This is a genomic window from Mucilaginibacter rubeus, from assembly GCF_003286415.2.
Classification (GTDB): domain Bacteria; phylum Bacteroidota; class Bacteroidia; order Sphingobacteriales; family Sphingobacteriaceae; genus Mucilaginibacter; species Mucilaginibacter rubeus_A.
Window position 1 is genome coordinate 4,765,890 of the sequence record NZ_CP043450.1, and the last position, 19,916, is coordinate 4,785,805.

17 protein-coding genes are annotated in these 19,916 nt (G+C 37.9%); 4 read left to right on the forward strand and 13 right to left on the reverse strand.

All coding sequences use genetic code 11. The features are described from left to right. Nucleotides 1-54 precede the first annotated feature (54 nt). The 4 genes from cysN (at nt 55) to DEO27_RS18745 (ending at nt 6,068) form a co-directional block, all read left to right on the forward strand. Entirely contained in the window at nt 55-1,296 is a 1,242-nt protein-coding gene (gene cysN, locus DEO27_RS18730; protein ID WP_112572728.1) for a sulfate adenylyltransferase subunit CysN, read from the forward strand. A gap of 359 nt (nt 1,297-1,655) precedes the next feature. Then, complete coding sequence (locus tag DEO27_RS18735; RefSeq protein WP_112572607.1) at nt 1,656-2,588, forward strand: hypothetical protein; 933 nt, start codon at nt 1,656-1,658, stop codon at nt 2,586-2,588. A 52-nt stretch (nt 2,589-2,640) separates the two neighbouring features. Next, nucleotides 2,641-3,660, forward strand: coding sequence for a hypothetical protein (locus DEO27_RS18740; RefSeq protein WP_146750051.1), 1,020 nt, complete (start codon nt 2,641-2,643; stop codon nt 3,658-3,660). A gap of 1,229 nt (nt 3,661-4,889) precedes the next feature. Further along, nucleotides 4,890-6,068 (forward strand): FimB/Mfa2 family fimbrial subunit, encoded by a 1,179-nt coding sequence (locus DEO27_RS18745; RefSeq protein ID WP_146750052.1) that lies wholly within the window; start codon nt 4,890-4,892, stop codon nt 6,066-6,068. A gap of 127 nt (nt 6,069-6,195) precedes the next feature. Here DEO27_RS18745 and rfbD read toward each other — a convergent pair whose 3' ends face one another. From rfbD to DEO27_RS18810, 13 genes are all read right to left on the reverse strand, one after another. Beyond that, nucleotides 6,196-7,059 (reverse strand): dTDP-4-dehydrorhamnose reductase, encoded by an 864-nt coding sequence (gene rfbD / locus DEO27_RS18750; protein WP_262714147.1) that lies wholly within the window; start codon nt 7,057-7,059, stop codon nt 6,196-6,198. Between the two features lie 40 nt (nt 7,060-7,099). Next, complete coding sequence (gene rfbC / locus DEO27_RS18755; protein ID WP_112572617.1) at nt 7,100-7,654, reverse strand: dTDP-4-dehydrorhamnose 3,5-epimerase; 555 nt, start codon at nt 7,652-7,654, stop codon at nt 7,100-7,102. Between the two features lie 354 nt (nt 7,655-8,008). Further along, on the reverse strand, nt 8,009-8,902 hold the full coding sequence (locus DEO27_RS18760) for an SMP-30/gluconolactonase/LRE family protein (RefSeq protein ID WP_112572619.1): 894 nt from the start codon (nt 8,900-8,902) through the stop codon (nt 8,009-8,011). Between the two features lie 10 nt (nt 8,903-8,912). Continuing rightward, the gene (locus DEO27_RS18765) at nt 8,913-9,860 is read right to left on the reverse strand and encodes a GDP-L-fucose synthase family protein (RefSeq protein ID WP_112572621.1); all 948 of its coding nucleotides are present in this window, start codon (nt 9,858-9,860) and stop codon (nt 8,913-8,915) included. A gap of 4 nt (nt 9,861-9,864) precedes the next feature. Next, nucleotides 9,865-10,980, reverse strand: a complete 1,116-nt coding sequence (gmd, locus tag DEO27_RS18770; protein WP_112572623.1) for a GDP-mannose 4,6-dehydratase — start codon at nt 10,978-10,980, stop codon at nt 9,865-9,867. 98 nt (nt 10,981-11,078) lie between these two features. Further along, nucleotides 11,079-11,837 (reverse strand): WecB/TagA/CpsF family glycosyltransferase, encoded by a 759-nt coding sequence (locus tag DEO27_RS18775; RefSeq protein WP_112572625.1) that lies wholly within the window; start codon nt 11,835-11,837, stop codon nt 11,079-11,081. Then, nucleotides 11,834-13,582, reverse strand: coding sequence for a right-handed parallel beta-helix repeat-containing protein (locus tag DEO27_RS18780; protein WP_190295131.1), 1,749 nt, complete (start codon nt 13,580-13,582; stop codon nt 11,834-11,836). The genes DEO27_RS18775 and DEO27_RS18780 overlap by 4 nt, the downstream gene beginning before the upstream one ends. Before the next feature lie 124 nt (nt 13,583-13,706). Continuing rightward, a complete protein-coding gene (locus tag DEO27_RS18785) occupies nt 13,707-14,702 on the reverse strand; it encodes an NAD-dependent epimerase/dehydratase family protein (protein ID WP_112572629.1) in 996 nt (331 codons plus the stop codon). 2 nt (nt 14,703-14,704) lie between these two features. After that, on the reverse strand, nt 14,705-15,823 hold the full coding sequence (locus tag DEO27_RS18790; protein ID WP_112572631.1) for a glycosyltransferase family 4 protein: 1,119 nt from the start codon (nt 15,821-15,823) through the stop codon (nt 14,705-14,707). A 193-nt stretch (nt 15,824-16,016) separates the two neighbouring features. Then, the gene (locus DEO27_RS18795; RefSeq protein ID WP_112572633.1) at nt 16,017-16,973 is read right to left on the reverse strand and encodes a glycosyltransferase family 2 protein; all 957 of its coding nucleotides are present in this window, start codon (nt 16,971-16,973) and stop codon (nt 16,017-16,019) included. Next, nucleotides 16,970-18,091 (reverse strand): hypothetical protein, encoded by a 1,122-nt coding sequence (locus tag DEO27_RS18800; RefSeq protein WP_112572635.1) that lies wholly within the window; start codon nt 18,089-18,091, stop codon nt 16,970-16,972. Before DEO27_RS18800 ends, DEO27_RS18795 begins: the two co-directional genes overlap by 4 nt. Before the next feature lie 7 nt (nt 18,092-18,098). Further along, nucleotides 18,099-18,620 (reverse strand): serine acetyltransferase, encoded by a 522-nt coding sequence (locus tag DEO27_RS18805; protein WP_112572637.1) that lies wholly within the window; start codon nt 18,618-18,620, stop codon nt 18,099-18,101. A 14-nt stretch (nt 18,621-18,634) separates the two neighbouring features. Then, complete coding sequence (locus DEO27_RS18810) at nt 18,635-19,909, reverse strand: hypothetical protein (protein ID WP_112572639.1); 1,275 nt, start codon at nt 19,907-19,909, stop codon at nt 18,635-18,637. Nucleotides 19,910-19,916: the final 7 nt, after the last annotated feature.

Consider the following 19,916-nt stretch of genomic DNA (forward strand, 5'->3'; position numbering starts at 1 on the left):
TGATTCAATAAGCCTTTGGGTCCCAATGCCCGGAGCAAAAAACATACCACCACAATGGAATTATTACGTTTTACTACAGCCGGTAGTGTTGACGATGGAAAAAGTACCCTTATAGGGCGCTTGCTATACGATTCAAAATCCATCTTTGAAGATCAGATGGAGGCTGTAAAACAATCAAGCGAACGCAAAGGTCTTCAGCATGTTGATTTATCGTTGTTAACCGATGGCCTACGCTCTGAGCGTGAACAAGGCATCACTATTGATGTTGCTTACCGCTACTTTGCAACCCCTAAACGCAAATTTATTATTGCCGATACTCCGGGTCATATCCAATATACTCGTAACATGGTTACCGGCGCATCAACTGCTAACCTTGCACTTGTACTTATTGATGTGCGCAAAGGTGTGGTTGAGCAAACCTGCCGCCACTCGTTCATTGCTTCACTGTTAAAGATCCCCCACATTATTGTTTGCGTAAACAAGATGGATCTGGTTGATTACAGTGAAGAGGCTTTTAACAAAGTAGTTGAGCAATACGAGGCATTTGCAGCCAAAATTGATGTTAAAGATATCCGTTTTGTACCCATGAGCGCTTTGGCCGGCGATAATGTAGTAAACGATTCAGAAAATATGCCATGGTACAAAGGCGAGAGCTTGTTGCATACCCTGGAAACTATCCATATTGCCAGTGATGAAAACCACTCAGACGCACGTTTCCCTGTACAAACAGTGATCCGTCCGCATGCTGATGAATATCATGATTACCGGGGCTATGCAGGGCGTATAGCCGGAGGCATTTTTAAGCCTGGCGATAAGATAACCGTATTGCCATCGGGATTAACATCAGTCATTAAATCTATCGATACCTATTCGGGCCCGGTTGAGGAAGCTTTCGCGCCGATGTCGGTTTCTATTACTTTAGAGGATGACATTGACGTAAGTCGTGGCGATATGATTGTAAAAGATGACAGCGAACCACAGGTAAGCCAGGACCTTGACGCCATGATTTGCTGGATGGCAACACGCGGACCGCGCCCGGGGGCAAAATACCACCTTAAAACTACCACGCGCGAAGTAATGTCGATCATCAAAGAGGTTTATTATAAGCTGGATATCAACACACTTGAAAAGCAGGAAGAAAATACCGATATCAAGATGAACGAAATGGTGAAGATACGTTTACGCACTACCCAACCGGTAGTGTTTGACGAGTATCGCAAAAACCGAATTACCGGTTCATTGATCCTGGTTGATGAATCAACCAATGAAACTGTGGCGGCGGGTACATTTTTGTAAACTACGGCCAAAGCCAGACTCTTAAAGGGGATACAATTAAAAAATCTCTTCTTAAAAATGCAAAAGTCATTAAAGCGATCAGGTAAAAGATGAGTTTTACCTGATCGCTTTTTTTATTATCATAGTATTTTACCGCGGGCTGTTCTGAGCTGAGCTTTATTTTAGATTCAGATTTCCCCCTATTTATAATAAAATTCTTGAGGCAACCTCGCTTCTACCATACAGCTTACTCTTACTTTAGGAGAGTAAATAAAAAGCCGGAGTGATTCCTTCGGTTTAGACACCTCCTCAACTATTTAATTTAAAATCAGTTAGCATACCTTATAAATTAAATTTAACTTTGAGTAAAACTTAACCTTATGAAAAAATATCTACCTCTTTTGCTTGGTGTATATTTTTTTGCATTTTCCTGTAAAAAGGATCATCATCCCGGTACAGATCCTGATGCAAAAGAATATGACGTAAAATTTGGCCTCAATGGTTTTACGCAATCCATTACAACCATGGCCGGCAAAAAAACACAAACGAACGGCTTACAAACCAATGCAACACCCACACCTGTTACCGCCGATTATTTAAAAGTAGTCCGGTATCTGGTTTTTGGCCCTGGTGATTACAGCGAGGAAGGCCCCATATTTCATAGCATAGTAATCGATTCTACAGCCAGCAACTTCGGCGTTATTTCAGATCGCTTACCTGCCGGTACTTATACCGTTGTTGTCGCGGCTGGTAAAGCGGGCCTTCAATTCAGTAACAGTAATCCCAAACAGATATATTATACAAAAGATGTTTCTTATCAACCATTCTGGAAGGATACATTTTTTGATAAATTTCAATTAACTGTATCCGGAGACATCAACCAGGATGTAACGCTGAGCAGAATAGTTGCGCAATTACAAATTAATATTGAAGACGCTATCCCGGCCAACGCCAAAACAATTATTGTTAACATAAGCGATGAATCTCGTCAATATCTTATCGGTACTGAAAAATCCGGCCAGATGTCCTCAATGACGCTCACTATCGTCATTCCGGATGCCGCGAAAGGAAAGCCCAACTTCAAAATAACCAGTCTTATGGGCAATACCTCGACTCCGTTTGCGGTAAAAATAACCTGTTACGATGCTAATCAAAACGCGGTGGGCTCAGGAGTCACTGTCCCCAATGTTACCTGTCAGAAAAACACGAAGACGATATTATCGGGTAAACTGTTTAACTATGGCACCACTGATCCGTTTACTATTGGTATTAATAACGATTGGGATCCAACCCCTGTTGTTGCCCATTATTAAAGCCTACATAAATACAGTAAAATCATTAAGTGATAAACTTAAATTTAAAAAAATGAAAAGATATCTTTTAGGCCTTGCGCTAATTTGTATGGTTGTTTTATCCTGCAAAAAGCAAAGCTCTGATACCAATACTCCCTCTAAACCAACTAAAGAACAACACGTAGTTACTTTTAATGTGGGGTTTTCACAGCAAACGGGTGATTTAGAAACCAATTCCTTAAAAACCAATAGTACGACGGCCACCACGGCGTTGGCCGATGTGGCTGATGTAATGTATTTGGCAATTTATAATACGAATGGAAGCCTGTTACATATACTCAAAAAAGTATCAACAGATAATGGTTTTGGCTCTTTTATTGACACACTAAATTATGGAAATTACACAGCTATTTTTGCTGCCGGGAAAACAGGGTTATCTTTAACACCAGAATATCATTGGGTTGGTAAAGAAACCGGTGGTTTCTTTGTAGAACACAATTTAAGCACTGACGTTCTGATTTATGGATCAGAAACCGGTCCCGTGATTGGCCCAACCCTATTTAACAAAGATGCTTTTTACAAAAAAGTAGCATTAACCATCCCGCAAACCGCGGCTTTAACTATTAATTTAGACAGGATAACCTCGCAGGAGCAAGTAGTTGTAGAAGATGCGATACCGGCAAAGGCAAAAGCCCTGGAACTTAAGATTTCTTACGTAGCCAGTATGTTTTATGTAAACAGCGGTGCACCTCAAACAACATTCCGTAACACAATTTATACCTACAGTTTTTTAACTCCGACCGATATTGGTAAAACTAATTACAGTTTTAATACGGGCATTTTTTTGGCCATACCTTTGTCAACCCAAACTATTGTTTGTTCGTCTGACGTAACAATCAATAACAGCGGGGTAGACAACGGCCTTAACCCGGATATTGCTTCAATAACTGCACCCAATATAACCTGCTTACCCAATAAAAAAACGGTTTTAACAGGTAATTTATTTGGTGGGGCGGGTAAACCCGTCGGCAATGGTTTTCATTTAGTTACAGATACAAGTTGGAATAGTACAATTGTAAGTAAACCTTTTTAATGTAAAAACACCGCAAGGCAAAAGAAAAGCAGGTTGTTGTTATAAAATACCATAAAAGATTTCATAAGCTCAAATTCCTATTTTAGGAAATAGTAAAAAAGCAAATATTCCAAAGTAAAAGAGGCTCCTTACTTAGGGAGCCTCTTTTACTTTATTAAGAACCGTTCCGAGCTAATCTATATTTTAGACTCAGCTATTTTTGTTCATTTTTTTGCCTCAAATATTAATAGAATTTTGAAGTAGCCTCGCTTCAATCATACCCTGTACTCCTACTTGGATAGAATAAATCAAAAGGCATGAATACTATTGTGCTATTCTTTGTCTTTAATCAAATAAATGATTCCTGCAGTTTAGATGCTACCGCAACCGGCTAATTTAAAATTAGTTAGTATACTTTATAAATTAAATTTAACTTTGAAAAAAACTTAACCTTATGAAAAAATATCTACCTTTTTTGCTTGGTGTGTATTTTTTTGCATTTTCCTGTAAAAAGGACCATCACCCTGTTACAGACCCTAATGCTAAAGAATATAATGTAAAATTGGGGCTGAATGGTTTTACACAATCCATAGAAAACACGGCCGGCAAAAAAACACAAACAAACGGCTTACAAACAAATGCCACGCCCACACCTATTACCGCCGACTATTTTAAAGTTATAAAATACTTTGTTTTAGTTCCTGATAGAAATGGTACTCCTTCAATATTTCATAGCATAGCTATCGATTCTACTGCCAGTAACTTCGGTGTCATTTCAGATCGTTTGCCCGCCGGTACTTATACCATTTCTATTGCTGCCGGTTTAACAGGATTCCAATATAATGACCGGATGTATTTAAACTATAAAAAAGATGCTTCTTATCAGCCATTATGGAAGGATACATTTTTCGATAAATTTCAATTAACTGTATCCGGAGACATCAACCAGGATATAACGTTGAACAGAATAGTTGGGCAATTACAAATTAATATTGAAGACGCTATACCGGCTAATGCTAAAACAATTGTTGTTGAAATAAGCAAAGAGTATACTGGATTCTTTATTGCTACTGAAAACCTTGATTATGCGTCCGCAATGACGCTTACCACTGTCATTCCTGATGCCGCGAAAGGAAAGCCCAACTTTAAAATAACCAGTATTATGGCCAATACTTCGAGTCCGTTTACGGTAAAAATCACCTGTTACGATGCGAATCAAAGCCTGGTAAGTTCTGGTATTATTCTTTCCAATGTCACCTGCCAAAAAAACACAAGGACCATATTATCGGGCAAGTTGTTTAACTATGGCGCCATTGGACCGTTCACCATTAGTATTAATAATGACTGGGACCCAAGTCCTATTATTATCCATTATTAAAGCAAATTGCAATACGGTAAAATCATTAAGTGATAAACTTAAATTAAAAAAAATGAAAAGATCTCTTTTAGGCCTTGCGCTAACTTGTATGGTTATTTTATCCTGCAAAAAGCAAAGCTCTGACAATAGCAATCCTAAACCGGATAAAGAACAACACGTAATTACCTTTAACGTGGGCTTTTCACAGCAAACAAGTGATTTCAAAGTCAATTCATTAAAAACCAATAGCACTGCTACCAATGCGCTTACCGATCAGGTTGATGTGATGTATTTAGCAATTTATAATCCGGATGGGACCTTCGTACATTTACTCAAGAAATTATCAACAGATAGTGGGTTTGGCTCTTTTACAGACACATTAAATTATGGGAATTACACAGCCGTTGTTGCTGCGGGTAAAACCGGCTTAGTTTTATCAACAGATTACACTTGGTTTGGTGGTGAAACCGGTGGTCAGTATGCTTATCTACACAAATTAAGTACCGATATCCTGCTTTATAAAAGCAACGATACTCCCACTGGTTACATAACCAATTTTAACAAAGATGCTTTTTATAAAAAGTTAGCATTAACCATTCCGCAAACCGGGTCTATAAATGTCAGTTTAGATAGGATAACGTCACAGGTGCAGGTGGTTATAGAAGATGCGATACCTGCAAATGCAAAAACTTTAGCGCTTGAAATTTCCTCTATAGGTGAAAAGTATTACATAGGTAGTGGTACCCCTAAAACAATAACACTTAACACATATGAGACTTACAGTTTTTTAACCCCGACCGATATCGGTAAAATTAACTACAGCTTTAATACCGGAGTTTTTTTGGCTATGCCTTCTTCAACCCAATCAATTTATTGCTCATCTGGCACAACAATCAATAATCTTTCGCCTGATATTGCCTCGTTAACTATACCAAACGTAAGCTGCTTACCTAATAAAAAAACAGTTTTAACCGGCAATTTATTTGGGGGTGCCGGTAAACCAGCGGGCAACGGTTTTCATTTGGTTGCAGATACAAGCTGGAATAGTACCACCATTAACAGATCTTTTTAAAGACAAATCCATAGCAAAAAGCAGGTTTCCTGAGAGAACAAAATAAAAGAGGCTCCCGTGCAGGGAGCCTCTTTTATTTTAAAAATATCTTTTTAGCGCTGTTAAAAAGCTTGCATTTTCAAGGAATTCATTGTGTATCCGATAATCGTTTGATGCAGACTTCCAAACTGTCTCTCCAATACGGTATTTCCATCCCGAATGTGGATTTGATTTTAGCCTTATCCATCACCGAAAAGGCAGGGCGCTGTGCCTTTGTTGGAAACTCTGCAGTACGGATCGGGAATACTTTAACATTGGTACCCGAAATATCAAAAATGCCTTTGGCAAAGTCATACCATGAAGTTACCCCTTCGTTACTGTAGTGATAAATGCCATAAGCCTTTTTATCTGACTTAATTATATCAAGAATAGCACCTGCAAGGTCAATAGCATAGGTTGGGGTACCAACCTGGTCGGCAATGATCTTAAGCTCGTCCCGATCGGCCCCAAGCTTCAACATGGTTTTTACAAAATTGTTGCCATATTCAGAATACAACCAGCTTGTACGGATGGTATAGTATTGATCAATAATTGCTGTGATATCCTGTTCGCCTTCCAACTTGGTAAGGCCATATATGCTAATAGGGTCAGCAGCATCCTCTTCCGTACGCGGTAACGCCACATCTCCTTTAAAAACAAAATCTGTCGAGATCTGTACAAGGACAGTACCGTAAGTTTTACATTGTTTAGCCAGGTTAGCGGCCCCTGTTTTATTAATGGCACGCGCAAGGTCAACATCGTCCTCGGCTTTATCTACAGCTGTATAGGCAGCACAATTGATAGCAAAAGTTGGTTTATACTTTTCAAAAACTATATCAAGCAGGTCTTCGCGAAGAATATTAGCCTCGTCTTCTGGCAAAAAATGGATATAATTTATCCCTTTTTCTTCTGCCACTTTTTTTAAACAGTTACCCAATTGTCCGGATGCACCGAATACAATGATGTTTTGCATTTTACTTCGTGTTATTTTTTTTGACTTATGGAAGATAGGGTTAAAAACCAAAATCAGGAGCATCCTTTAAAAAGGGCAGCTCAATATCTTTGTCCGACACCAGCACATCACTGCCGCTTAGTTGCCAGTCGATATTTAAGTCGGGATCGGCATAGTGCAAGCCGCCTTCCGACGCTTTATCATAATAATTATCGCATTTATATTGAAACACGGCTTCATCGCTCAACACAATAAATCCATGTGCAAACCCTCTTGGTATAAAAAACTGTTCGTTATTTTCTTCTGATAAGATCACGCTGCAATACTGGCCATAAGTTGCCGAACCTTTACGCAGATCAACAGCTACGTCCAATACCGCACCTTTAGTTACCCTCACCAGTTTAGCCTGTGAAAATTCGCCCCTTTGCAGATGAAGGCCACGTAGTACACCCTTTGTTGAATATGATTGATTATCCTGTACAAAAGAAATATTGAAGCCTGTAGCCTCAGCAAATCGCTGCTGGTTAAAAGATTCAAAAAAGTAACCACGGTCATCATTAAAAATACGTGGTTTTATGATCAGGCATCCCTCGAGCGGGGTTGGTATTATAGTCATAGTGTTTATAAAGATAAACTCCCAATAAGCCCGATATTAAATAGATAACAGCTAATTAGGAGCATACGATTGTGTTTTTTATTCAAATATCACAGAAATACAATCAAAAAAAAATTATACTTACAGGAGAGCTTAAAAGATGATACGAAGCGCTAAAATGCCCGGTATCAACTAAACTCACCCAATAGCCATATTTAAAGCTTATACTTAAAAACTGGCAATTTGTTGCACTATCTTAAAAAAATATAGCGAAAGGGTTAATATTAACTATCAGCCTTTCGCTTCAAATTACCCAACCAACAGGAAGGATAACAATATTTAGGAAAATTTATAAATTAAATACAAATACCCTGTTTAGTTCAGGAATTTAAAGTAATTGGCCGGTACGCCCGCAACATCTAAGTCTGCAACAAATATTGAGCCGCTTAGCGGATATTGTTCCAACTCCCCGGTCGACATTTCAACACTTGCCGAAGTAATGTACAACTGGTCGAGATTTGGCCCTCCAAAAGCACATGAAGTTACCTTAGGCGCGGGGATATTGATCTTCTGCAAAATATTTCCGGTTGATGGATCAACCCTGATCACACCAAATCCATCCCATAAAGCAACCCACAATAATCCTTCGCTATCAATAGTCATTCCATCAGGATAGCCGTTCTCTTCGGCTATTTTTAAGATCAATTTCCTATTTGAAATATTGCCGTGCTTTGAGTCGAAGTCATATTGTACGATTTCTCCTGTCGGGGTATCGATATAATACATTTTTGAACCATCGGCATTCCATGCTATACCGTTTGATATTGACACCTGGCTAACTTGTTCCTTAAGATCAAGCCCATTATCGACGGAATACAGTGAACTCACATTACTGACACCATCCATAGATAAAGTGCCAACCCAAAACCGACCATGAGGGTCACATTTACCATCATTAAATCGCTTATTATGTTCTTTATGAATTTCGGTATTCAGGATATAGTCAACGGCACCGTTCTCAAGATTTACTGTTGCCAAACCATCTTCAAGAGCAGTTAAAACAGTATCCTTAGTTACAGGTACCACTGTGCCAATTCGCCGGCCAACATCAAATACTTTGTTTTCGCCGGTAACAGGGTTAAAAACATTTAAGCATCTGCCTTCAATATCAACCCAGTACAACTTTTGGTTTTCAACACTCCATATCGAGCCTTCGCCCAACTTCGCGTTTACTTTTAAAGCAACGGTGGCATCAATAATAGTACTCATCTATCCTTGCTTAGCTTTTTATAAGGTCGGCTTTAGTTTTATCCAAAAAATCGTGATAGGCCATTTTAATGCCATCTTCCAATTCGATAGAATGTTTCCAACCTTTACTGTGCAGTTTGGATACATCCATCAACTTGCGAGGCGTGCCATCAGGTTTAGAAGTATCAAACTTGATTTCACCGGTGTATCCTATGATATCCTTAATCAAAAGTGCTAATTCTTTGATGGAAACATCTTCGCCGGTGCCAATATTTACAAGACCTTCTTCGTCATAATTGAGCATCAAGTAGTAGCACGCTTCAGCAAGATCATCGGCAAACAAAAACTCGCGTTTAGGCGATCCTGTACCCCAAATGGTAACATCAGGCAACCCCTGTTCCTTTGCCTCGTGAAAACGGCGTATCAAAGCCGGTAAAACGTGTGAGTTTTGCGGATGATAATTATCATTGTAACCATATAAATTGGTAGGCATTACCGAAATATAATTACAACCATATTGCGCACGATACGCGTCGCACATTTTTATACCTGCAATTTTTGCAATTGCATAAGGCTCGTTAGTTGTTTCCAATAAACCTGTTAGCAAGTACTCTTCTTTCAATGGCTGCGGTGCCATTTTTGGATAAATACAGCTTGAGCCAAGAAACATCAGTTTCTTAACCCCATTCAGGTATGATTGGTGAATTACATTATTCTGGATTTGAAGGTTATCGTACAAGAATTCGGCACGATAAGTATTGTTTGCCACGATACCTCCAACTTTTGCCGCAGCAAGAAATACATAATCGGGCTTTTCAACCTCAAAAAAGTCTGCTACCTGCTGTTGGTTCCTTAAATCAAGTGTATCTGATGTACGGGTAATGAAATTGCTATACCCCTCTTTTACGAGTTTACGATATATTGCAGAGCCAACCATACCACGGTGGCCTGCAATATAAATTTTGGCATCTTTTTCCATCAAATTATTCAAATTGATTTTTAATAGTATAGCCAGATTCTTTTAATAATTTTTCTTTACGGAAATGATCAACGTCGGCATTCATCATATCTTCAACCAACATTTTCAAATCATATTTAGGCGACCATCCAAGTAATGTTTTTGATTTTGTTGGATCACCAATCAATAACTCTACTTCTGTTGGGCGGAAATATTTTGGATCAACCGCTACTACTTCCTTACCAATTTCAACCTGAAAATCTGGTGATTCACAAGCTACTACGTATCCTTTTTCGTCAACACCTTCGCCTTTAAACTCAATTGTTATACCTACCTCTGCAAAAGCCATCCGAACAAATTCGCGTACGCGTGTTGTTACGCCTGTTGCAATAACATAGTCAGTAGGTGTTTCCTGTTGTAATATCAGGTACATTGCTTCAACGTAATCTTTGGCATGGCCCCAGTCGCGCTGAGCATCCAGGTTCCCCAAATACAATTTATCCTGTAAGCCCATAGCAATTTTAGCGGTTGCACGGGTTATTTTACGGGTTACGAAAGTTTCACCTCTCAGCGGGCTTTCGTGATTAAACAAGATACCGTTACAAGCATAAATGCCGTAAGCTTCACGATAGTTTACTGTAATCCAATAAGCATACATTTTTGCTACAGCATAAGGCGAACGTGGATAAAACGGAGTTGTTTCAGATTGAGGAACAGCCTGAACCAAACCATAAAGCTCAGATGTTGAAGCCTGATATATTTTGGTTTTTTTCTCAAGACCAAGGATGCGGATCGCCTCCAGCAAGCGTAAGGTACCAATACCATCAGCATTTGCGGTATATTCAGGAGTGTCAAAGCTCACTTTAACGTGAGACATAGCACCCAGGTTATAAATTTCATCCGGTTGTACCTGTTGAATTATGCGAATTAAGTTTGTAGAATCGCTCAAGTCTCCATAATGTAGCGTTAACCTTACATTGGTTTCATGAGGATCCTGGTATAGGTGATCAATCCTATCGGTATTAAATAAAGAGCTACGGCGCTTTATACCGTGAACTTCATATCCTTTAGATAAAAGTAATTCTGTAAGGTATGCACCGTCTTGTCCGGTTACACCTGTTAATAAGGCAATTTTTTTCATTAGTGATTTCGAGATGTACGATTAACAAAAAAGTAAATAAACAGAAGTTTCCATAAAAATATTGCAAAAATTCCACAATTCAACAATCAATTTTAAAATTAATTGTTTTTTATAAAAATTCGCTTCAAACCCTTTTTGCTTACCAGGTATATAAAAAGTGTATTAGTGAGAAAATATCGCTTAAATAAGCGTTTGGGTTCTTGAAATAAACGGAATAACCATTCAAGGCTTAGCTTTTGTAAAAACACAGGAGCCCGCTTTTGCAATCCAACAAACACAGGTAATGCCCCTCCTATGCCAACCATAACACAGTTAACACGTCCTTTCATAGATGCCATCCACCTTTCCTGTTTAGGACATCCTAATGCTACAAACAATATTTGTGCACCGGAATCATTTATATTTTTTACTATAACTTCTTCTTCATCAGAAGTTAAAGGGCGGAAAGGCGGCGAGTACATTCCGGCAACCCGAAGATTGGGGTAATGTTGGTCAAGGTAATCCCTAGTTTGTTTAATGGCTTCTTCGGTTCCCCCGTAAAAATAAACCGAAACGTCTTTTTGAGTAGCCTCTTTTATCAAGTCGGGCAACAAACTCATGCCATCAACCCTGTCCTGCTTTGTACCATACTTAAACTTAATGGCTAATGCCAAGGGCATTCCGTCAGGGGTAACTATATCAGCGTTATTTACTACATCGGCAAAATTATCATCATTGTAGGCCTCTATTAACATATGAACATTTGCAACGCATACATATGATGATTTTTTAAGAAGCGCCAGGTCTATAATTTCATTTATAAACTCGCTATACTTCCCAACCGAAATTTTTAATGAAATGAAAGTTCGTTTTTTCACTTTATGATTTTTTTATAAATCTCACTCTTCAGGGTACTGCTGCTGTTAACCCTTTCCAAAGAATTAAATCCACGTGAAATTTTTGACACATCTGTTTTATTAAATCTCATCGCTTCATCTTTAACATTGAATACAACGTTGCTATCCAGTTTTAAACTTGAAGATCCCTCATCAAAGAAAAATCCATTACAATGTGCTCCTGTAGCATTCTTGTTTCTATATATATTATAGATATAATTACCTTTATAAACAGCGCCGACCTGCTTACCCAGGGTATAAATACCACCACCATCGGTTAATGCCTGCAACACATCATGTATGTTATTGTACTGTATAATGTTGTAAGAAGTGTAGTTATCATCGGTAGCACTAAATGTCCAACCTACACTTATGCCGCAATAGGGCAAATTTGATATTAAATTTTTGCTTATCAAACTATGATTTGCCTGAACTACTGCAATACCCACGCCTGATGGAAAAACCAGCCCGCAATTGGTAATTGTACAATTGATAACTTTATTGGCAGTGGGCGATATGTTGTCAGGAACATCTGTTCTTTTACCACCGAGATTATTATAGGCAATCATAACGCCGCCGCCGCCTACATCATTTATAGAACACTTTGTTATAGAATTATTGCTGGAGTAATTTAATATGCCAACCGCATAATTACCTAAATGGGTAAATGAGCAATTATCGAACGACCAATTCTTACAAACCTCCAATGTGATTGCAGCACCACAATCAAGAGCCATTTGTGAAGCCGAAAAGCCCACATTAAGGTCCATCCACGGGTATTTTTGCAAATTATTTTTTTTGAAACCTGCCAACATGGCTTTATAACCATATGCCTGCTGATTCAAATTAACCCCCCAAGCCGATTTGGTATAACTAAAATTAATATTAGAAAATTTAATATTCGATACATACCTGTTAATGCCTGCATTGCCTTTGGCAGCAACAAGTTGATCTAAAACAGGAGCAATAAAGGTTGCTTTATTAGGATCTTCACCTGTTGCAGCATAATATAATATTTGTTTATTTGCCGAATCGAAATACCATTCACCCGGTTTATCCAAATAATCTAAAGAATTCTCAATTACATACCGCATGTGAGGCTGATAAAAACCAACAGGGTAAGCAGATGGATTCCTAAAATAAATTACCTTTCTTGCCTTATCAACTTTATATACCCGAAGCCAGGATGCTTCCCAGCTATTATAAATTATAACGTCGGCTGCTGCTATATCCTTCAGGTTATCTAAATCAGTTCCAGAATAACTGAAAGCACAAAACACGTTCAATGAGTCCTTTACCAGCCTGCTCAATGCCTTAAAATCAAAAACCTTGTACGAGTTTGCAAACTCAGGTGCGGGCCCCTGGGTAAACAAGGTGTCAGAAGCAGCCCTTTTTAACCGTTTCCCATTTTTAAAAAGAGATTGAAAAGATGAGTTATCATTAAAAGCAGCCGGCAAATTAAGTTTCCATATATGAGGGTCGGCGGTTTTTGCCCAACTTCCGGTTAATGTTCTACCTCCACTCAAAACCACATTTTCGTTGCTAAAAGCGGTGAACTCTATCGAGCTTGATGAATCAATATCGTTTCGGTCGTCAAAAGTTAAGGGCTTGGTAAGATTGTACGTGCCGCCTCTAAATATAACCTGGTAACTGCCTTTTTGTCCCTGGGCTATAGCCGCCCTTATGTACTGCTGGGCTTTATAAATTGTTGCAAATGGCTTATTCAAAGACCCCGGATTATCATCTGATCCATTTAAAGAAACATAACATTTCGTTACTTGCTGAGCAAAACAGCTGTTTGTAATAATAAACAGACCGATAATAATATAGAGTGCCTTTTTCATAATAGCTTTATTTACTTTTCCAATATTCAAAATATGGCTTACCCTCTCCCTTTAACCAAAGTACAGTTTCAGCTACGTTTTTGCTCAGATCCGGCTCGGCCTGACCAAATAGCTCAACAGTAATTTCTGTAGGTGCCGGGTAATCTTCAACCATATTTTTAAATCTCTTTGAATATAATGGAAACGGTACTTTTAAGGTTCTTAGTACATCTCCACAGATTGCTATACCTTTAAATATAAATTTCGGCAATCTTTTTATCTTTTTACCGGTTAGTTGCAATGAAAGTTCATTCAACCATTTGTAAGAATCGATAGAAGGATCCCCCACGTAAAACATTTTGTGATTTACAACTTCCGGAGCCGCAATCATTATCTGATAAATCTGGTGCACGATGTTTTTAACATAGCCGTATGTCCTGATCACTTCGTGCTTAACAGGATGAAAGTATATACCTTTATCAATAACTTTCCACAACTCATTAGGATAACGCATATGCCATGGCCCCCAGATATTAGTAGGCCTTATAATTGTCCAATTACACGCAAGGTTGGCATTATGTGTGTATTGCTCTGTTAAAACTTTACTTTGGCCGTAAATAGTATGTGGTTTAAACTCGTTATCAGCAGAAGGGAACGGCTTCTCATCGGATTTATATACATACTGAGTAGACGTAATTATGGCTTGCTTTATCGACGGTGTCTTTTTTATAACGTTTAAAAGATGCTGCGTACCTTCGTGATTTTCGATATAATCTTCCAGGTTATCACTCAATGTATCCGTTCTGGCAGCCAAATGGATAACTATTTCGGGCTCGTATTTTTCAAATACCTCGGTTAATCTTGATTCGTCCATGATATTCCCTGACTCCCAAAGTTTAACATGCAGCGGGTTTGTTGGTTTTACTTTATCAAAATTAATAATTTTGTTAAATCCCTTTGCGTGTAAAAAATCAATTAGATTGGTTCCGATAAATCCAGATGCGCCGGTTATTAATATGTTCATACTTAATCGTTGATTAACAAAAATGATTCGTTTAAATTCTCAATATATTTTTCTATGGTATACTTTTGTAAAAACACCTCCCGGGAATAATCACCCATAGTTTTCCTGAATTCCGGATCGTCTATAAGTATCTTGATTTTCGCGGCAACCTGTGTTGCATTTTTTATATCCACTAAATAGCCGCTTTTACCATCTTCAACTATGCTTTGAATACCTCGCCACCTTGTTGCCACAATGGGTAGCTTATATTGCATAGCCTCAAGCAACACCACTCCAAATGATTCCGACACAAAGTAACTTGGGAAACAAAAAATATCCGCATTACAAAAGGCCTTTTCTTTTTCCTTTCCTTTTATAATTCCAAGATATTCTACATTATTTTCAACACCATATTTTTTTACGTCGGCAAAGAAAGCTTCCCGATATTCCTCGCTTTCAAATTTACCTGCTATCTGCAATTGTATTTTGTATCCTTGTTCATGCAATTGGTGCACAGCTTCCAAAAGCACCCCTTCACCTTTGGTAGAATTCAAAAGGCCTACAAATAATATTTTTATCTCTGGTAGGTCAGTCTGTAGTGCAGCTAAATTTTGAGGATATTCGTCCGGAACACCTAAAGGAACTATTACATTTCTTTTCGCCTCCAGAAAAACTCCATCCTGCGGGTTGAATACCGAACTTGTGATTGCTAAATCTGGCTTTTTTAGGGCTATCAGTGCCAGCATTTTTATAATGGGATTCATTTTAGGAATTTCTTCCATTATACCGGCCGCATGAAAATGAAAAATAGTCTTTTTAAAAATCGGGCGAATAAACAATAATAATATAATATCGCGGAGTACGCTCACCTTTGGCGAGTTACTTGGTGGATAGTATAGTGCGTCAATTTTATACTTAAATTTTAAAAGATAGGCTTGCTTTATAATCCAAAAAATATGGGTTATCTTATACAACGATATCTTTCCACGCTCGTTCATTTCTCTTGAAAAGCACATTCGTACGTGATACATTTGTACTCCTTCATATTTATTATTTAGCATGTATTCTATCATCATGGCCTGACCACCGAATGGCGGTGGCGTTTGTCCGATTACCAGAATACGTAGGTCTTTTTTTGACATCAGATTTAAACAGTTGAACTTTAATTATCCGGGGCTACCAGCTAATACTAATATGTTATGTTGTGTAGCTTTATATCGCCACTATGAAATTTAACAGAAGTTGAAAAGACATGGATGGCTGTCTTAGTTCAGCTCCCCCGCCTTAATATATTTATTGTTAAACTCAATCTTAATTATTTACCTACAAAAAGCTTTAATTAGCTCCAGCTTGCGCACGTAATATCTGATTGTATTTATTTTTATTCAAAAAATATCGTCCCTGGTGAATGGGGCTAAATACCATAGCCAAAATGAAATATAAAGCGGCTTTCATCTTGTTTTGCTGTATATATACCCCAAACTTAAACATGAACTTGTTAGAAAAATTAAACAAAGAGCGTTCAACGTTACCGGTATTTTTCCGTTTCAAAAGTTCAGCATCTGAATAAGAATCATTAGGCTGTCCGCTTTTTAAGCGCTCTCTATATAATTCTCTTATGTAGCTCATATACTTACGCTGAACCAGGCCACTGGCAGTAGTTGTATTTCCTCCCCTTATCCTCTGTTTATACAGAAATTCGGGATGGTTACAAAACTTTAAACCCAGCGTAGCCATCCTTAAAAGGAAATCATAATCTTCGGCAGTAGCAATCCGATAATTGCCAACTGTATCATAAACCGACTTTTTAGCAATCCAAAAATGCGGTACTGCAGAAAAATACTCAATAAGCGTTCTTGATATTGCAGGATCGGTGCTAAATTTAAGCCGCTTTATTTCTACTCCTGCCTCATCAACAGCTATAACCTGTAAACCCAGCAAATCAATTTCAGGATGTTCAATAAGATAACTTACCTGTTTTTCGATTCGTTCGGGCAAGCTTATATCATCACCGTCCATACGGGCTATATACTGGCCAGATGCCTTGCTCAAAGCAAAATTTAATGTTTCGGCAATGCGCAGATTGGTGGGGTTTTTAAACAATTTGATCCTACTATCTGCCTTTTCAAGTATCTGTAATTTTTGGTATGTTTCGTCGCCAGAGCCATCATCAACTATAATGACCTCCAAATTCTTATAAGTCTGGTTTAAAATACTCTCTATTGCTTCATCAATGAACTCAGAAACGTTATAGGTTGGTATAAGTACCGAAACAAGAGGTTCATTTTTCATGTAGTGATATTTTTTTTTGAAAATAAGGTTGATAGGACTATAATAAACAAAGCGTCATAGAGCAAGAAACCATTAAAGAACGCGGTGAATAAAAAGACAAACAATAAAAACAACGTCCGGCTCTGCTTTATATAATTATAAAAGCTACTCAAATACGTTATCAGGCCCGCAAAACCTAAATTGAAAAGGATATCAATAAAATCATTATGCATCCAAATATCCAAACCGAAATACTGTTTATTGTAAGTATTTGAATATTTAGGTCCCCGTCCAAATATGTTTATAAAACTTAAACCGTCATCCGCGACTTGTGAAATCGCTTTAAACCAAAAAAGACTTCTTCCTGAAGTGAACACCATAAGCCCTTCTATACCTATCTTGCTTATGGTAATCCGCGCTGCTATAGTTGTTATAACAATTATTACGAGTACAATAAAATACTTATATCTTGCTACCAGGTTAAAAACCTTCGGCAAGCTTTTTAAAGCTATTATGACAATGGCAATAGCCACATATATTAACCCTATACGAGCTCCCAGACTTACAGCATACGCCCAAATAAGTAATGCTACCAAACGTCTCCGTAATAAATACAGGAAGAATCCGGCAACGCCAAGATAATAACAGGCAATATGTGAGATTACGAAGCCCTCTTTATATACGCGGTGCACATCATAAAATTCTTCCTCCGAATTCTTATTTTGTGCAAACGGCGCCGATAGTTCATAAAAAACAATGAAAATTATTACAAACCATGTAAGATGCTTTCGGAATTTTTTAAGATCAACTTGAGAATAATCGCATTTGGGTAAATAATTAAAGGCAAATATTATATTAAAAAATATAACGATGTAGGAAAAGCTTGAGTTTATTGGCGTTCCAAGCAGAACCGAATATGCCAAACAAGCGGTAACCAAAATTGAGCCACTAACCAGAACGACATTTTTGTCTGCCCTAAAAAATTTATTAAAAAGAAAAAGAGTAAGGGCAAGATTAAAATATGACCCGATTTGAATATTACCGTGGCTAACAGCATTTACAAAAAAAAACAAGCAGGTAATAGCCGGCAGGAAAAAAAGTAAAATATTGATATCAGTATTTCGAATACTTATTTTCATTCGTCTATTATTTAACCTCTTGATCTGTTACACGTAAATTAGGCTTTATTTTAACGGGATTACCGTAAGCTACAGAATTTGCAGGGATAGATTTAGTAACTATTGTTCCCGCGCCTATTACACTGTTATCTCCCACTTCAACGTCACCTATAATTACACAATGTGCCCCAATATCAACATTGTTTCCAATACGAGGGCATTTTGAGCCGTAATATTTATTACCTATCGTAGTTGATTGACGTAACAATACATTTTCACCTATCACACTTTCAAAATTTACAACCAAACCTGAGCCATGCCAAATTTGCAAGCCGGCCCCGACTTTAGTGTTTATAGGCAACTCAATGCCTATTATCCATATAAAAATCCAATTATAAAATTTGCCAACAGGATAAGATAAAATCCTAACCCATTTCTTTTCAGAAAAGTAATACATGCTACTAATCCTATAAAAACAAACTACAAACTGGCCTTTTCGGTTACCCTTGTTTGCTTTAATATCCTTTTTTAGTGTTTCGCGTAACCTCATGACAATACTTTAATTTATGCTTTTATGTATGTGCGCTTGTATAGTTTTAAAGAAGCGATCATTCTATCATAAAAGGTTACTTTTTTTAATAAAGGAAATCCTGCAACATCTTTTAACGCCTGACCGATGTATTTAGAGGCCTTTCCGGCGGTGGTATTACCCAGGTGTTTAAACAGGAACTGAGAATCAACTGTGGTATTGCTGGTTTTCAGTTCCCTTATAGTTTGTAATGCTGTCAGCAATTCTTCCTTATTTTTTGCAACGAAAAACATTTTGTTATCAGCCTCAAATTTGTAGCCCATATTTTCTCCATGCGGATTATAATATATAGACGGCCGTCCAAGGCAAATGGCCTCGGTTAACAATGCACTAAATCTCGATATGAGCACCGATGAATTCCGGATAGAGTCATGAACACTTAGTGGATTAGATTTTTCCACCTTGTAGTTTTCAAAAACACCTGCATCACGTGGATGTTGAGAAAGCAAGTAATCAATGTTAAGATCTGTACAAACATCAACTATATCTTTCACCCATGAATTACGAACTTCCTCAAAAATACCGTAAGTAAAATTTACGTTAATCAGAGCCTTTTCATAATCCGGAGCGGGGGCAGGCTTTAAGTCCTCAAAGCGTGGGTTACCTATTACGGCACTTATCTTATTTTTTACGCTTATGTTTTCGAGCGTAGCTGTACCCTGAAAAATGGGGAAACTACACGTACGCATTCTACCGTCTACTGGTCTTAAATCAATACTTGATTCCTGTATGCAAACAGCATTTTTTCCATTTTTCATAAAATCAAGACTGAACTTTCGTTCACGAAATCCCCAATCGTTTGCTACTACAAGCAGAGAGTAATTGCGAGGCGAGATTGAATGCTTAGCAACGGTTGCTTTAATCCCAAGTTTTTGAGCGGCCGGCAAAGCATTTTCTATCGGCGAACAATACACGTCACTGTCAATATTCAAACTACCCAATAGCGGTTTATACGATTTAACAATGGTATCGCTTGATGCATAAAGCGCTATCTTGCTTGGCGCAACCGGTGCCGAAGTATTTGTACCTTTAAAGGTACTATGCGGATATTTAGCTATAAGACGCGGGTAATCTTTTTTAAAATCGTTAAAGATACTTTCTTCAATTTGAAGCTCAGTTATAACTAACGCATCATCCAGGTATTCATATGATAGCAAACCAGGGGAATACCAAAACGCTGTACTGTTTTCGATGCTTTCAATGAGTTTGATTACCTGATCGATACCGTTTTTAAAAAAAATTGTTGTCATAGGGGGT

What these genes read in the sequence shown, in the direction of transcription:
- cysN (WP_112572728.1), top strand. Translation starts at nt 55, where the DNA reads ATGGAATTATTACGTTTTACTACAGCCGGTAGTGTTGACGATGGAAAA.
- DEO27_RS18735 (WP_112572607.1), top strand. Translation starts at nt 1,656, where the DNA reads ATGAAAAAATATCTACCTCTTTTGCTTGGTGTATATTTTTTTGCATTT.
- DEO27_RS18740 (WP_146750051.1), top strand. Translation starts at nt 2,641, where the DNA reads ATGAAAAGATATCTTTTAGGCCTTGCGCTAATTTGTATGGTTGTTTTA.
- DEO27_RS18745 (WP_146750052.1), top strand. Translation starts at nt 4,890, where the DNA reads ATGTCACCTGCCAAAAAAACACAAGGACCATATTATCGGGCAAGTTGT.
- rfbD (WP_262714147.1), bottom strand. Translation starts at nt 7,059, where the DNA reads ATGCAAAACATCATTGTATTCGGTGCATCCGGACAATTGGGTAACTGT.
- rfbC (WP_112572617.1), bottom strand. Translation starts at nt 7,654, where the DNA reads ATGACTATAATACCAACCCCGCTCGAGGGATGCCTGATCATAAAACCA.
- DEO27_RS18760 (WP_112572619.1), bottom strand. Translation starts at nt 8,902, where the DNA reads ATGAGTACTATTATTGATGCCACCGTTGCTTTAAAAGTAAACGCGAAG.
- DEO27_RS18765 (WP_112572621.1), bottom strand. Translation starts at nt 9,860, where the DNA reads ATGGAAAAAGATGCCAAAATTTATATTGCAGGCCACCGTGGTATGGTT.
- gmd (WP_112572623.1), bottom strand. Translation starts at nt 10,980, where the DNA reads ATGAAAAAAATTGCCTTATTAACAGGTGTAACCGGACAAGACGGTGCA.
- DEO27_RS18785 (WP_112572629.1), bottom strand. Translation starts at nt 14,702, where the DNA reads ATGAACATATTAATAACCGGCGCATCTGGATTTATCGGAACCAATCTA.
- DEO27_RS18790 (WP_112572631.1), bottom strand. Translation starts at nt 15,823, where the DNA reads ATGTCAAAAAAAGACCTACGTATTCTGGTAATCGGACAAACGCCACCG.
- DEO27_RS18795 (WP_112572633.1), bottom strand. Translation starts at nt 16,973, where the DNA reads ATGAAAAATGAACCTCTTGTTTCGGTACTTATACCAACCTATAACGTT.
- DEO27_RS18800 (WP_112572635.1), bottom strand. Translation starts at nt 18,091, where the DNA reads ATGAAAATAAGTATTCGAAATACTGATATCAATATTTTACTTTTTTTC.
- DEO27_RS18805 (WP_112572637.1), bottom strand. Translation starts at nt 18,620, where the DNA reads ATGAGGTTACGCGAAACACTAAAAAAGGATATTAAAGCAAACAAGGGT.
- DEO27_RS18810 (WP_112572639.1), bottom strand. Translation starts at nt 19,909, where the DNA reads ATGACAACAATTTTTTTTAAAAACGGTATCGATCAGGTAATCAAACTC.